Annotated in this window: 10 protein-coding genes and 3 pseudogenes; 6 read left to right on the top strand and 7 right to left on the bottom strand. The window is 51.4% G+C overall.

Features of this window, described 5'->3' with window-relative positions:
• Positions 1 to 2: 2 nt before the first annotated feature.
• Together cysI and cysJ are read right to left on the bottom strand one after the other, a co-directional pair.
• Entirely contained in the window at positions 3 to 1,715 is a 1,713-nt protein-coding gene (gene cysI, locus ACUU1I_RS07945; protein WP_001290706.1) for an assimilatory sulfite reductase (NADPH) hemoprotein subunit, read from the bottom strand.
• Positions 1,715 to 3,514 (bottom strand): NADPH-dependent assimilatory sulfite reductase flavoprotein subunit, encoded by a 1,800-nt coding sequence (gene cysJ, locus ACUU1I_RS07940; protein ID WP_000211949.1) that lies wholly within the window; start codon positions 3,512 to 3,514, stop codon positions 1,715 to 1,717. The genes cysI and cysJ overlap by 1 nt, the downstream gene beginning before the upstream one ends.
• Before the next feature lie 318 nt (positions 3,515 to 3,832).
• Between cysJ and queD the strand changes: the two genes are divergently transcribed.
• From queD to ACUU1I_RS07920, 4 genes are all read left to right on the top strand, one after another.
• Positions 3,833 to 4,195, top strand: a complete 363-nt coding sequence (queD, locus tag ACUU1I_RS07935; RefSeq protein ID WP_000108294.1) for a 6-carboxytetrahydropterin synthase QueD — start codon at positions 3,833 to 3,835, stop codon at positions 4,193 to 4,195.
• A gap of 77 nt (positions 4,196 to 4,272) precedes the next feature.
• A complete protein-coding gene (locus ACUU1I_RS07930; protein WP_005070644.1) occupies positions 4,273 to 5,544 on the top strand; it encodes an FAD-dependent oxidoreductase in 1,272 nt (423 codons plus the stop codon).
• On the top strand, positions 5,535 to 5,795 hold the full coding sequence (locus ACUU1I_RS07925) for a ferredoxin family protein (protein ID WP_000109523.1): 261 nt from the start codon (positions 5,535 to 5,537) through the stop codon (positions 5,793 to 5,795). Before ACUU1I_RS07930 ends, ACUU1I_RS07925 begins: the two co-directional genes overlap by 10 nt.
• Before the next feature lie 16 nt (positions 5,796 to 5,811).
• Positions 5,812 to 6,387 (top strand): glycerol-3-phosphate responsive antiterminator, encoded by a 576-nt coding sequence (locus tag ACUU1I_RS07920; protein WP_001130276.1) that lies wholly within the window; start codon positions 5,812 to 5,814, stop codon positions 6,385 to 6,387.
• Between the two features lie 147 nt (positions 6,388 to 6,534).
• On the opposite strand, the gene ACUU1I_RS07915 is transcribed toward ACUU1I_RS07920, so the two are convergent.
• The 5 genes and pseudogenes from ACUU1I_RS07915 to ACUU1I_RS07895 form a co-directional block, all read right to left on the bottom strand.
• The gene (locus ACUU1I_RS07915; RefSeq protein ID WP_005070649.1) at positions 6,535 to 7,395 is read right to left on the bottom strand and encodes an electron transfer flavoprotein subunit alpha/FixB family protein; all 861 of its coding nucleotides are present in this window, start codon (positions 7,393 to 7,395) and stop codon (positions 6,535 to 6,537) included.
• On the bottom strand, positions 7,392 to 8,171 hold the full coding sequence (locus ACUU1I_RS07910; RefSeq protein ID WP_152030574.1) for an electron transfer flavoprotein subunit beta/FixA family protein: 780 nt from the start codon (positions 8,169 to 8,171) through the stop codon (positions 7,392 to 7,394). Before ACUU1I_RS07910 ends, ACUU1I_RS07915 begins: the two co-directional genes overlap by 4 nt.
• Positions 8,149 to 9,558, bottom strand: coding sequence for an MFS transporter (locus ACUU1I_RS07905; protein WP_000147683.1), 1,410 nt, complete (start codon positions 9,556 to 9,558; stop codon positions 8,149 to 8,151). The genes ACUU1I_RS07910 and ACUU1I_RS07905 overlap by 23 nt, the downstream gene beginning before the upstream one ends.
• 21 nt (positions 9,559 to 9,579) lie before the next feature.
• Positions 9,580 to 11,034, bottom strand: a pseudogene (locus ACUU1I_RS07900) (FAD-binding oxidoreductase).
• A 69-nt stretch (positions 11,035 to 11,103) separates the two neighbouring features.
• A pseudogene (locus tag ACUU1I_RS07895) lies at positions 11,104 to 11,890 on the bottom strand (SDR family oxidoreductase).
• 318 nt (positions 11,891 to 12,208) lie between these two features.
• On the opposite strand from ACUU1I_RS07895, the gene ACUU1I_RS07890 reads away from it, so the two are divergent.
• Positions 12,209 to 13,486: an MFS transporter gene (locus tag ACUU1I_RS07890; RefSeq protein ID WP_001164564.1), complete on the top strand. Its 1,278-nt coding sequence runs from the start codon at positions 12,209 to 12,211 to the stop codon at positions 13,484 to 13,486.
• A 26-nt stretch (positions 13,487 to 13,512) separates the two neighbouring features.
• Positions 13,513 to 14,983: pseudogene (locus ACUU1I_RS07885) on the top strand (FGGY-family carbohydrate kinase).
• The last annotated feature ends 460 nt before the right edge of the window (positions 14,984 to 15,443 follow it).

The raw sequence follows: 15,443 nt of genomic DNA, 5'->3' as shown, positions 1-15,443 counted from the left end.
GGTTAATCCCACAAATCGCGCGCCGGATCGAGCACCGGGCGAATGATGCCCGCACGCACCGTAAAGTCGCCGAAGCCTTCACCCGCTTCGCGCTCTTTCGCCCAGCGCCCTATCAGTTCATCAAGCGACGCCAGGATTTCCGGCTCGGTGATGTTTTCTTTATACATCCGTGGGATACGTGTCCCAATGCGGTTGCCGCCAAGATGCAGGTTGTAGCGACCCGGTGCTTTACCCACCAGGCCCACTTCCGCCAGCATCGCGCGACCACAACCGTTCGGGCAGCCTGTTACACGCATCACGATATGCTCATCGCTGACACCATGTTTCGCCATTAAATTATCGATGTTGTCGATAAAAGACGGCAGGAAACGCTCCGCTTCCGCCATCGCCAGCGGGCAAGTCGGGAATGACACGCAGGCCATCGAGTTTTCACGCTGCGGCGTGACGGCATTCATTAACCCGCTCTCTTTGGCAATTTTCTCGATCTTCGCTTTCTCGCTTTCCGGCACACCGGCGATGATCAGATTCTGGTTCGCCGTAATGCGGAAATCACCTTTGTGGATCTTCGCGATCTCCAGCAGGCCAGTTTTCAGCGGACGCCCCGGATAATCAAGGATGCGACCATTTTCGATAAACAGCGTCAGGTGCCAGTTATCATCAATGCCCTTAACCCAGCCAATACGATCGCCGCGTCCTGTAAATTCATACGGGCGGATCGGTTCAAATTTGATCCCCGCGCGACGCTCCACTTCCGCTTTAAACGTCTCAACCCCCACGCGCTCCAGTGTGTATTTTGTTTTGGCATTTTTACGATCGGTTCGGTTACCCCAGTCACGCTGAGTTGTCACGACGGCTTCCGCCACCGCTAGCGTATGCTCTAGCGGCAGATAGCCAAACTCACTCGCCGTGCGGGCGTAGGTTTTCTTGTTACCGTGTTCGATAGAAAGCCCACCGCCCACCAGCAGGTTGAAGCCCACCAGCTTGCCGTTTTCCGCGATCGCCACGAAGTTCATGTCGTTGGCGTGCAGATCAATATCGTTCTGCGGCGGGATCACTACCGTGGTTTTGAACTTACGCGGCAGGTAGGTCTGACCAAGGATCGGTTCTTCATCGGTGGTGGCGACTTTTTCCTGATCGAGCCAGATCTCCGCATACGCGCGGGTACGCGGCAGCAGATGTTCAGAAATCTTCTTCGCCCACTCGTACGCTTCTGCGTGCAGCTGCGACTCGTAAGGGTTCGAGGTGCAGAGTACGTTACGGTTCATGTCGTTAGCAGTCGCCAGCGCATCAAGACCGACCGAGTGCAGCATCTGGTGCACCGGTTTGACGTTCTTTTTCAGAATGCCGTGGAACTGAAACGTCTGGCGGTTGGTCAGGCGAATGCTGCCATAGATGGTGTTTTCACCGGCAAATTTATCGATCGCCTGCCACTGTTTGGTGGTGATAACTCCACCCGGCAGACGGCAGCGCAACAGCATCGCGTGGCGCGGCTCCAGCTTCTGTTCAGCACGTTCGGCGCGGATGTCGCGGTCATCCTGCTGATACATGCCGTGGAAGCGGATCAGCAGGAAGTTATCGCCCTTAAAGCCGCCGGTCAGACCGTCGTTTAAATCTTCCGCAATGGTGCCGCGCAGGTAGTTGCTTTCAAGCTTCATGCGCTCGGCGTCTGTCAGTTTTCCTTCGACCACTAAAGGCCCTGGATGTTTTTCGCTCATTAGTAGACATCTCGCTGATAACGGCGCTCTACGCGCAGCTCACTTAAAAATTCATCCGCCGCTTCGGTGTCCATGCCACCAAATTCGGCAATCACTTCCAGAAGTGCCTGCTCAACGTCTTTCGCCATGCGATTAGCGTCGCCGCAGACATAAATGTGGGCACCGTCATTGATCCAGCGCCACAGCTCCGCGCCCTGTTCGCGCAGTTTATCTTGTACGTAAACTTTTTCTTTTTGGTCGCGCGACCAGGCGAGATCGATCCGCGTCAGCACACCCTCTTTGACGTAGCGCTGCCACTCCACCTGATACAGGAAGTCTTCCGTAAAATGCGGATTGCCAAAGAACAGCCAGTTTTTACCTGGCGCTTCGTCAGCGGCGCGTTGCTGCATAAAGGCGCGGAACGGCGCAATACCGGTGCCTGGGCCAATCATAATCACCGGGGTTTCCAGGTTAGCGGGCAGGCGGAAGTTATCGTTATGTTCGATAAATACGCGGACTTCGCCCTCTTCTTCCACGCGGTCAGCGAGGAAGCTGGAGGCACCACCGGCACGGGCGCGGCCTTCCACGTCGTAACGCACCACACCAACGGTGACGTGTACTTCGTTCTCGACTTCCGCCTGCGAGGAGGCAATGGAATAGAGACGCGGGGTCAGCGGGCGCAGCAGATTAATTAGCGCTTCGGCATCAAGCTGTGCCGGGGAGAAACGCACCATGTCAACAATCAGCGTCGTCGCGGCGTAATGCTGTAACTTCGCTTTATCGCCCACCAGCGGCAGCAGTGTTTCACTGCGGGTAAGCGTGGCGTAATTCTCAACAATGTTGGCGGTGTTGACGGTCAGTTCGAAGTGCCACTGTAGCGCTTCGTTCAGAGGCAACGTTTTGCCCTCGACAGTGACAGGTTCATCGCCTGTCAGCCACAGCAGTTCGACAAGTTCTTTCACCAGTGCCGGATCGTTCTGATACCAGACGCCCAGCGCGTCACCCGGCTGGTAACGCAGGCCCGAGTCGCCTAAGTCAATTTCGATATGGCGAACGTCTTTTTCAGAGTTACGCCCAGTAATTTTCTGGTTAACAGAGAGGCTAGCCACCAGCGGCGCGTCTTTGCTGTACGGGCTGGTGTGGATTTCATTTACCGCGCCAGTAGCGACGGATTGCGAAGGTGCCGCGACAGGCGCACGCGATTTAAGCGCATCAACCACGCGGGCGCGCCACTCGCTGGCAGCAGCCTGGTATTCAACATCAGAATCGACACGGTCGAGCAGGCGTTCACCACCCAGTTCCGCCAGCTTGCTGTCAAAATCTTTCCCGGACTGGCAGAAAAATTCATAAGAGCTATCGCCGAGGCTAAACACGGCAAACGCGGTGTTTTCCAGCTTTGGCGCTTTTTTGGAGAACAGGAACTTATGCAGCGCGACGGCTTCTTCCGGCGGTTCCCCTTCCCCTTGCGTTGACGTCACTACGATGAGCAGTTTTTCGCTGGCGATTTGTTTGAATTTATAGTCGCCCGCGTTCACCAGCTTAACGTTCAGTTTTGCTGCTAATAAATCATCGCGTAATGCTTCAGCAACCCGGCGCGCATTGCCGGTTTGCGAAGCAGAGATAATCGTTATACCCGGCATTTCTGCGGCGGGCGCTGGCGTCACTGCAAGCGCAACAGGCTGCTGGTTGAGCACGCCCCAGAAATAGCCAGAAACCCAGGCAAGCTGGGTAGGCGTTAAATCGGTCGTGGCCGCCTGAAGGCGTGCCAGTTGCTCCGGGTTCAACGGAAGCAACGCGGAAGGTGGGACCTGTGTCGTCATGCGTCGTTATGTTCCAGTAAGCAAAGCTGTTTCTGCGCCCTGTCAGCGCCCATAAAACAGAAGAGAAGGTAAGGTTAACGGGGTGAACGGTGTGGATTAAAGACGGGATAGCGATAACTAATAACCAAATCGACTAACCTGTTTTAGCAATAGTCTTTAACAACAAAATAGATTAACCAACCTAATGAAAAACAAATGAATTTAGCCAATCATTAAGATAAATCAGCGATTTTGCGCAACAAAGTCGTTTTAGATAATGCGAAAAAACAGCCTTTCCGGTACTCTACGGCGGTTTTATCGTCCTGTAGAGAAATTATGATGTCCACCACGTTATTTAAAGATTTCACCTTCGAAGCCGCTCACCGCTTACCACATGTCCCGGAAGGGCATAAATGTGGTCGCCTGCACGGGCATTCCTTTATGGTGCGACTGGAAATTACCGGGGAAGTCGATCCGCATACGGGCTGGATTATCGATTTCGCTGAACTGAAAGCGGCGTTTAAGCCAACTTATGAGCGCCTAGATCACCATTATCTCAATGATATTCCAGGTCTGGAAAACCCAACCAGCGAAGTTTTAGCAAAATGGATTTGGGATCAGGTTAAACCCGTTGTGCCGCTGTTAAGTGCGGTGATGGTAAAAGAAACCTGCACCGCAGGGTGTATCTATCGCGGCGAATGATAAGAGTGTGTCGGCGGTCAATTTCCCTTTAGTAACGCTATGTTAGGGTGTTGTGTTCTGGATATCTGGGGCATGACATGGAAGACGACTGCGACATTATTATTATTGGTGCCGGTATTGCAGGCACCGCTTGCGCGTTACGCTGCGCGCGAGCGGATTTATCCGTTTTGTTACTCGAACGCGCTGAAATCCCCGGCAGCAAAAATCTTTCCGGCAGGCGGTTATATACCCATGCACTCGCGGAACTCCTCCCGCAATTTCATCTGACCGCGCCTCTTGAACGACGCATCACTCACGAAAGCCTTTCCCTGTTAACGCCGGATGGCGCAACGACGTTTTCCAGCTTACAGCCCGGCGGTGAATCCTGGAGTGTATTACGTGCACGGTTCGATCCGTGGCTGGTTGCCGAAGCCGAAAAAGAAGGTGTCGAATGCATCCCCGGAGCGACGGTGGATGCACTGTATGAAGAAAACGGCAGAGTCTGTGGCGTTATTTGTGGTGACGATATTCTCCGCGCCCGTTATGTGGTGCTGGCAGAAGGTGCCAACAGCGTCCTGGCTGAACGTCACGGGTTAGTGACTCGTCCTGCTGGCGAAGCGATGGCGTTGGGGATCAAAGAAGTGCTGTCGCTGGAAACATCCGCTATTGAAGAACGTTTTCATCTGGAGAATAACGAAGGCGCAGCGTTGCTGTTCAGCGGCGGAATCTGTGATGACTTACCCGGCGGCGCATTTCTTTATACTAATCAACAAACGCTCTCGTTAGGGATTGTTTGCCCGCTCTCTTCCCTTACGCAAAGTCGTGTTCCGGCAAGCGAGCTGCTGACTCGCTTTAAAGCGCATCCGGCAGTGCGCACGCTTATCAAAAACACGGAATCACTGGAGTATGGTGCGCATCTGGTGCCAGAAGGTGGCTTGCACAGTATGCCGGTGCAATACGCCGGTAACGGCTGGCTGCTGGTGGGCGATGCGTTGCGCAGTTGCGTCAATACCGGAATTTCCGTGCGCGGCATGGATATGGCGCTGACTGGCGCACAGGCGGCGGCACAAACGCTAATAAGCGCCTGCCAGCACCGCGAGCCGCAAAATCTGTTTGCGCTTTATCATCACAACGTAGAGCGCAGCCTGCTATGGGATGTTCTACAACGTTATCAGCATGTTCCGGCGCTTTTGCAACGCCCTGGCTGGTATCGGGCGTGGCCTGCGTTAATGCAGGATATTTCCCGCGATTTATGGGATCAGGGTGATAAACCTGTTCCACCGCTGCGCCAGTTATTCTGGCGTCATTTACGTCGTCATGGCCTGTGGCATCTGGCGGGCGATGTTATCAGGAGTCTGCGATGTCTGTAGCCCGTAATCTCTGGCGCGTTGCTGATGCGCCGCACATTGTTCCGGCTGACTCCGTTGAGCGTCAGATGGTACAACGGTTGATTAACGCCTGTCCGGTAGGTCTTTTTTCTCTCACACAGGAAGGTGGCTTACGTATTGACTATCGCGGCTGCCTGGAGTGTGGCACCTGCCGTTTGCTGTGCGACGAATCCACACTACAACAGTGGCGCTATCCGCCTTCCGGATTCGGCATCACCTACCGCTTTGGATAAATAATAAGGATAATTTATGCCCCTCTTACACCTGCTCCGCCAGAATCCGGTGATTGCTGCCGTTAAAGATAATGCCAGCCTGCAACTGGCCATCGATTCTGAATGCCAGTTTATTTCCGTGTTGTACGGCAATATCTGCACCATCAGTAATATCGTTAAAAAGATTAAGAACGCCGGGAAATATGCTTTTATTCATGTTGATTTGCTGGAAGGCGCGTCAAATAAAGAAGTGGTGATTCAGTTTTTGAAACTGGTGACCGAGGCGGATGGAATTATCAGCACCAAAGCATCGATGCTAAAAGCGGCAAGAGCGGAAGTTTTTTTCTGTATTCATCGCCTGTTTATTGTTGATTCGATTTCGTTTCACAACATTGATAAGCAAGTTGCGCAATCGAATCCGGATTGTATTGAGATCCTGCCAGGCTGCATGCCCAAAGTGCTGGGCTGGGTGACGGAAAAAATCCGCCAACCGCTGATTGCTGGCGGGCTGGTATGCGATGAAGAAGATGCGCGTAATGCGATTAACGCGGGTGTCGTGGCGCTTTCCACCACGAATACCGGAGTCTGGACGTTAGCGAAAAAATTGCTTTGACGGGATAATCGTAACCAATTGAATTTGTTTTGATTTGTTGGCCGCACGCCACATCCGACATTCAGCGCCTGATGCGACGCTTAACGCGTCTTATCAGGCCTACAGGTCCCCAGTCCAGAACCGTAGGCAGGATCATCCGGCAGCACGTTATTGGTATTCTGCGTGAATGTTTGTCACCAGTGCCTCCAGCACCACTTTCCAGTCATCAACCACGTCAATATCTGCCTGTGAAAATACCGCTGCGCTGGCGTCATGATTAATCGCCACCATAAACTTGCTATTGCGTACGCCCGCCATTAACGCTGCTGCGCCGGAAGCGCCAACAACAATGCACACCTCAGGTGCCAGCAGATGTCCGGAAATACCAATCACTTTTTCAGCATCAACGCCACCGTTCATCACTCGCGCCCGACTGTAGCCCACTTCGGTTCCCAGCTTTTCTGCCAGCATAACGATTTCCTGGTTATCTGCCTCTCCGCCCTGCCCCACCACCAGCACCCGTCTGGCCTCAGCTAATGGGTCGCGGCTAACATTTTTCAGATCCTCTGTGCTAACCAGCCAGTCGGGAAGCGCACCTGGGACAATGTTCAGTTGCTGCATTCCAGAGGGCAACGTGGCGTTTTTCGCTGCTCCCGCCTGACGCGCCAGGGAAAGGCATAACGGGCGTTTTTCTGTTTGCAGCGTCGCCGTTAACGCATTTCCCCAGTGGGATTTGCGCATGCTTACGGTTGGAATATCTAACGAAGTCACCTGACAGATGCTTGCACCATGTAAACGCCAGGCCAGCCGGGTCGACAGTTCATCGCCAAACGTTCCCGGCGGAAAGAGAACAACGTCCGCAGGCGTTCGCTGCCACTGTTCCACCATCGCATCCAGCACCTGTTCCGCCACTACGGGCTGAGGTTCTATTTGCCAGTGCGCCAGCGTACAACCGCTGAAATCCTGCGCCGCCAGCCAGCTCGCTATTGCGGCATTCTCCTGATTTATTGTCACAATTGCGATATTCATGGCTGCATCCTTTGGCGTAAATAGTCCTGCCATAGCTTTTGAGCTTTTTCTGCTACCGTTTGCCCATCAATCAGCGTCGCTCCGCATCGTTGCTCTGCTCTTGCCAGTTGCAGACACTGCATCGCTGGCATTTCGGCAGCAACAGTTTTACGGATAATTTCTGCTTTCCCCGCAGCCATTCGCTGGCGCATTCCCGGTACTGGCAAGGCCACTTCACCGCACTGACGCACGGCAATCACCGCAGGCAAGCGAACCCTCGAACAGCGCAACCCATGTTCAGTACGCTGTTCGAGGGTGATAAACAGCGCGTCGAGAGTGAAACGCTCCACCAGGGTGAAGCAGGGCCAGCCCAGCATTTCCGCCAGCAAAAATGGCGTTTGCCCATTCTGCCCTTCGCTGCTTTGGCAGCCGGTAATTATCAGATCCAGCGGATTCTGACGCTGCCATTCGGCAATATGGCGAGCGACAAATTCCGGCGCAAAGCGCAGATCTGCCGCCGTCTCCAGCAATACAGCTTCCTCAAACCCAAGAGCCATGAGATAGCGCAGCCAGTGCAACGCCCGTTCATCCCCCATGCTCAACGCGGTTAAAGACATCGGCGTACCGTTTTTTCTCTGCGCTAACAGCAGCGCGGCAGCGGCCTGTTCATCAGCACCGAGTAAACTTCGCAGTAGCGAAACATCCGGTCCGCTATTACCCTGAGCCGCCGCCTGCCACTCTTTTTCCGCCAGCATTCCGGCATCCGGTTCGGCTTTAAACGCTAACAGAATGTTCATTCGCACCTCCTACATTTCCCGCCGCCACCAGCGGGAGGGCTTTAGTTTCTGGTGCCCATAGCCAGGTCACAACAAAACCAACCAACAACACTGTCGCCAGGAGCAATAAGGTGACTTGCATTCCCCACTGCGCCAGCACCCACGGCAGCAGGCCAGTACTTACCGCCGCGCCAAGTCGACTCATGGCGGTGGCAAAACCGACGCCCAGCGAGCGAATGTCAGTAGGAAAACTTTCCGCAGGCAAAATGCCCACCAGATTACTGACTGCCGAAATGGTGGTGCTGAAGAGAACAAAAAGCAGCAGCGTTAATGAACTGCCGGAAGGCAAACAGGCCATTACTACCAGCGTTGCCGCCAGCAGCAAAAAACTTCCCAGCAAAAATTTGCGATGTGCCAGCAGGTGCGTCAGAACTAATCCCAGCAGCGCGCCCACAATTAACAACGCATTAAGCATCAGGCTGGCAGTCAGCGCATCTTCCAGACCAATAGTCTGGGCGATAGTTGGCAGCCAGGTATAAATCACAAACCATGGGATTACGAGGCAGACAAAGAAGATGCTGTTAAACGCCGTGCGCCGCCAGTAACGCGAAGAGAACAAGGTTTTGATGTGTTTATGGGTCGCCGTTACCACTTCATCGCCCAGTAAAACATGGGGACCAAAATAGCGATGCACGATAGCGTGAGCTTCTGCAAAACGCCCCTGGCACAGTAGCCAACGTGGCGATTCTGGCGTTCCCCAGCGTAATAACGTAATCAACAACGCGGGCAGAGCTGCCGATGCCAGCAACCAGCGCCAGGCCTCCGGGTTTTCGGAAATAAAGTGATGTCCGGCAATACTTGCCAACACATAGCCTACGGTCCACACCACGCTGAATGCGCCCAGCAAAATACCGCGATGGCGGCGCGGGGAAAATTCAGCCAGCAAGGTGTGACCTACTGAGTAATCGCCTCCCAGACCAATGCCGATCAAAATGCGCAGCCCAATAAGATGCTCTGGCGTGGTGGCAAAAAATTGCAAGAACGAAGCGAGCGTAATCAGCAAAAAGCTGAAGGTGAAGATTTTTTGCCGACCAATATGGTCGGAGATCCACCCAAGAACCAGGCTGCCAAGAAACAAACCAAGGAGCGCCGAGCCGCCGCTCATTCCCGCCATAAACGGCGTCAGTTGCATGGCGGGCGTAAGTTGAATAATGGCGTAACCAATGACGCCGAGAACATAACCGTCGGTCAGGTGTGCGCCGAAAGTGAGCGCAGCAATTCGACAGTGAAAACGGTTAAGCGGTAAATCATCCATTCGCACCGGTGAAGTGTTCATCTTTACCCCTTCATTGTCCGGTAATAAGAACGGCTTCTCGCCTGAGAAGCCGAAAAGGCAACGCCCCGTCATCGCGGAACGCTGCCTGATACATTATTTTTCAATCGGATAGATAGTACCCGTATTCATAATGCCGTTAGGATCGAACTGCTTTTTCAGCCCTTCCAGCAACGCCCACGCGCTGCCGTGTTCCAGCTTGCTCCAGTGAACGCGATGTTTACCAATGCCATGGTGGTGCACCATCGAACCGCCGAGGCGAATGGTTTCTTCGCAGATGATTTTGTTGAGCGGATTGTGGTACTTGTCGATTTCCTCTTCCGGCTTACAGTCAACAACGTTGTAGTCATAGACGAAGTACATGTTGGTGCCGTTCTGATAGCTATGAGAGGAGTGACCGCCCAGCATGGTGATGTCGTCGGCGTGCGGGAACTCAGTACGAATACGGTTAATAACGCTTTCGTAGATTTCGTGGATGCAGCTCCAGCAGCCGGACACTTCGGTGGTAAAGCCCATGTTGCCGGTTTTGAGGATCTGCACACGTTCGGCAGCCACTTTATCCGGTCCCCAGTTCAGGTTGTTAAACCAGGTTTCAATCAGTTTGCTGTCCACGCGCTGGCACTGCGGGTAGCGGGCAACGATTTCCGCAATCCCTTCGCCCGTCGCCTTCGCAATGCGAGGGTTACCTTCAGCCATAAAGATCAGCACCCATTTTCCGTCGGCAAAATGGGTGAAGTGTTGGGTGCCATCTTCAGCGTCATACAAACGAGCGATCGACGGACGATACCCTTCCACCATGATTTCACGCAGGATGTTGAAGCCGGTTTTCATGTCTTCCAGGATATAGCCGTAGAAGAGGTTGTTTTCCGGGGTGTATTTAAAGATTTTCACTGTTACTTCAGTGATATAGCACAATGCACCTTCGTTGCCGATGATGATGTGACGAATGTCCGGGCCAGCCGCGCGGCGTGGCACGTTTTTAATGCGTGTGACGGTGCCATCTGCCAACACTGCCTCCAGACCAACGACCATATCTTCGATTGCGCCGTAGAGTGTGGAGAACTGCCCGATACTGCGGGTTGCTACCAGGCCGCCCATCTGCGCCAGCGGCTTTGACTGCGGAGAATGCCCCGTGGTGTAACCTTTTTCACGCAACGCGTTTTCCAGCACTTCCAGCGGAACACCACATTGCGCCGTCGCCTGCATATTCTCAATATCAATATTAATGATTTGATTCATGGCGGAGCCGTCGAGCACCACCGAGTTTTCTACAACAGTTTCCAGCCCACCTTCGGTGGCGGAAGCACCGGTACGCGGCACACCGTTAATTTTGTGCGCATTCATAAAATTCAGCACACGGGATACTTACTCTGTGGAACCGAGTTTTACGACCGCTGCCGGAATCGGCAAAGTATAAATGCCATGAATATCCGGAAATTTACGAAAACGGTCAATACTGTTTTTCTTTAATACTGTTTCATCGGTAATTACGCGATCTGCACCAACAATTTCCTTTAGCTGGTCGACAATCGCTGCGCGAGATAAAGACATAGTAATTCCTTCCTGATAATAAAAATGGAATAATCATTAATAAGAGAAAACAGAAACCACCGTTATGGATTAGCGCACTAAATAACCGCCATCGACCACTAATAAATGCCCGTTGACATAATTCGATGCCTGACTTGCGAGAAACACGGCTGCGCCCATTAAATCCTGAGTATCGCCCCAACGGTTTGCCGGAATATGATCAAGAACGCGCTGATTGGTTTCTGGATTACTGCGTGTCGCCAGCATAATATGCTGTTGCATAATAGCCAGGGGCGATACCATTTACCTGAATATTATATTGACCTAGTTCATCACAATAAGCTTTGGTGAACCCGGCAAGAGCATGTTTAGTGGCAGAATATGCAGGTGACCATTGTCCACCTAAGTAAGAGAACAATGAACAGATATTAATAATTTTGCCGCTTTTCTGCGGGATCATAATTTTTGCCGCTTCATAGCTTAACTCGAATGCGGCGGTCAGGTTCACATCAATCATCGGATCCCAGTCGGCACGACCGAAGTCCAGCACCTTATTCAGCTTACAAATACCGGCATTGTTAACCAGAATATCGACAGTACCGAAGCGCTCACAGCAGGCAGCGATAATCTTCTGCGGTGCGCCTTCTGCGGTAATATCCACCTGCATGAAGTCCACTTCAACACCCTGTTTTTCAATCATTTCCTTTGTTTCGCCGTTATCTTTGACGAAGCTAGGAATAAAAATATTTGCGCCAGCTTTGGCCAACGCCATTGCAAATGCCTGACCTAAACCGCTATTCCCGCCGGTAACAATTGCTGTTTTACCTTTCAGGGAGAAAAAATCCATTGAGAACGCATTGAGAGATTCGATTGACATAGTTAGCTCCAATTTCCGTAAGGCAAAAAAAAAGAAAGGTAACTTCCCCCGCGAGAGGGAAGTTACCTTTCTCATTATCTCTGGTAACTGGAGATAATTTTTAGCATAACGGCATAACTGCTAATGTGATCGTAATCACAGTGTGATATTCGTATTGTCAAATAGTTTTAAAAAGCAGAAGCGTGATTACTCTCACACAACACCTCTGCTTTCCATGTTATTTCTTATTGCAATTACTAGAGACCTGAGAAAAGTAATCCACCTGAAAGGGCGGCTTACTTTTCTCTTTTTTTTGTCTATTACAAATGGGAATACGATATGCAACACAACTCATATCGCCGTTGGATAACCCTCGCGATAATTAGTTTTAGCGGCGGCGTTAGTTTTGACCTGGCTTATTTACGTTATATTTATCAAATTCCCATGGCGAAATTTATGGGATTCAGCAATACCGAGATAGGTTTAATAATGAGTACCTTTGGTATTGCGGCTATTATTCTTTATGCCCCCAGCGGCGTTATTGCCGATAAATTTTCACACCGCAAAATGATTACTTCCGCGATGATCATTACCGGATTACTGGGTCTGTTAATGGCAACGTATCCACCGCTGTGGGTAATGCTCTGTATTCAGGTCGCCTTTGCGATAACGACGATTTTAATGCTGTGGTCGGTGTCGATTAAAGCCGCCTCGTTGCTTGGCGATCATAGCGAGCAAGGGAAAATTATGGGCTGGATGGAAGGGCTGCGCGGCGTCGGTGTAATGTCGCTGGCGGTGTTTACCATGTGGGTCTTTTCTCGCTTTGCACCGGATGACAGCGCCAGCCTGAAAACAGTCATTATCATCTACAGTGTGGTTTACATCTTGTTGGGGATTCTGTGCTGGTTTTTTGTTAGCGATAACAACAACCTGCGCAGTGCCAATAACGAAGAAAAACAGTCATTCCAGCTTAGCGACATCCTTGCCGTTTTGCGTATCAGCACCACCTGGTATTGCAGCATGGTGATTTTTGGTGTCTTCACAATCTACGCCATTCTGAGTTACTCCACCAACTATCTGACCGAAATGTACGGCATGTCGCTGGTGGCAGCGAGCTACATGGGGATTGTGATCAACAAAATCTTCCGCGCGCTGTGCGGCCCACTTGGAGGCATTATCACCACCTACAGTAAAGTGAAATCCCCTACCCGCGTGATTCAAATCCTTTCCATCATCGGTTTGCTGGCGTTGACAGCCCTGCTCGTCACGAACTCTAACCCGCAATCGGTCGCGATGGGGATTGGCCTGATTTTACTGCTGGGATTCACCTGTTACGCCTCACGCGGGCTGTACTGGGCCTGCCCCGGCGAAGCGAGAACACCGTCTTACATTATGGGCACCACGGTAGGTATTTGTTCGGTGATTGGATTCCTGCCGGATGTCTTCGTTTACCCGATTATCGGCCACTGGCAAGACACCCTGCCCGCTGCAGAAGCCTACCGCAATATGTGGCTGATGGGCATGGCGGCGCTTGCCATGGTGATAGTCTTTACCTTTTTGCTGTTCCAAAAAATTCGTACTGCTGATAGCGCCCCCGCAATGGCTAGCAGCAAGTAAGCCAGGAAAATTACAGGAGAAAAATCATGTCGAAAAAATACATCATAGGGATTGATGGCGGAAGTCAGAGCACAAAAGTGGTGATATACGATCTGGAAGGTAATGTGGTTTGCGAAGGGAAAGGCTTATTGCAGCCGATGCACACGCCAGATGCCGATACTGCAGAACATCCTGACGACGATTTATGGGCATCATTATGTTTTGCCGGTCACGATTTGATGAGTCAGTTTGCCGGGAATAAAGAAGATATTGTCGGTATTGGTCTGGGATCCATCCGTTGCTGCCGTGCGTTATTGAAAGCCGATGGCACGGCCGTTGATTAGCTGGCAGGATGCACGCGTAACGCGTCCCTACGAACACACTAATCCTGACGTGGCATATGTCACCTCTTTTTCGGGTTATCTGACGCATCGCTTAACCGGCGAGTTTAAAGACAATATCGCCAACTATTTTGGTCAGTGGCCGGTGGATTATAAGAGCTGGGCATGGAGCGAAGATGCTGCGGTAATGGAGAAGTTTAATATCCCCCGTCATATACTGTTTGATGTGCAAATGCCAGGCACTGTTCTTGGGCATATCACACCACAAGCCGCGCTGGCGACACATTTCCCAGCTGGGCTGCCGGTTGTTTGTACCACCAGTGATAAACCGGTAGAAGCTCTGGGGGCCGGATTACTGGATGATGAAACGGCGGCGATTTCACTCGGTACTTATATCGCGCTGATGATGAACGGCAAAGCCTTGCCGAAAGATCCGGTGGCGTACTGGCCGATTATGTCTTCTATTCCGCAAACATTGCTGTATGAAGGTTACGGTATTCGCAAAGGTATGTGGACGGTGAGCTGGCTGCGCGACATGTTAGGCGAGTCGTTAATTCAGGATGCCAGGGCGCAGGATCTTTCACCGGAAGATTTACTCAACAAGAAAGCCTCTAGTGTGCCACCTGGCTGTAATGGGCTGATGACGGTGCTGGATTGGCTGACCAATCCGTGGGAACCGTACAAACGCGGGATTATGATCGGCTTTGATTCCAGCATGGATTACGCATGGATATATCGTTCGATACTGGAAAGCGTGGCGCTGACGCTGAAGAACAATTACGACAATATGTGTAATGAAATGAATCACTTTGCGAAGCATGTGATCATTACTGGCGGCGGTTCGAACAGCGATCTGTTTATGCAGATTTTTGCCGACGTGTTCAACCTTCCGGCACGACGTAACGCCATTAACGGTTGTGCAAGCCTGGGGGCAGCGATTAATACAGCGGTAGGTCTGGGGCTATACCCGGATTACGCAACGGCTGTCGACAAAATGGTTCGCGTGAAAGATATCTTTATGCCTGTTGAGAGCAATGCCAAACGCTACGACGCGATGAATAAAGGTATTTTCAAAGACCTAACCAAACATACTGATGTGATCCTGAAAAAATCGTATGAAGTGATGCATGGGGAATTGGGGAATGCGGATTCGATCCAGAGCTGGTCGAATGCGTAAGTGAGGAAGACCGGGCGGGAAACTGCCCGGCCTGAATATACCTGAATGGTTATCCCCGCTGACGCGGGGAACTCGAATAACTGACCAACGTCTGGCTCTCTAAATCCGGTTTATCCCCGCTGGCGCGGGGAACACTCTAAACATAACCTATTATTAATTAATGATTTTTTAAGCCAGTCACAATCTACCAACTTTACAGGATCACACAAACAACACATCCATTATGTTAAAGAGCACTTAATCCATTGATTAAAAAGGTAAATATTTAAAATAACTCTATACAAACTAAAATCTACCAAACTTCGCCGCAATAATTTTCACTCCAGCGAAAAATTAACGCCGCAGAATTTGTAGAGAATGATAATGATTAGTCCGGGATGGGCAAGATGGATGAGTTTTCAGGGGCGACAAATAATACAAATGAGTGGAATTTTTTACAAGTTCCACCCATTTATAACGC

Source organism: Shigella sp. SIG3 (assembly GCF_053555855.1).
This window is presented reverse-complemented; position numbering and strand designations above follow the sequence as displayed.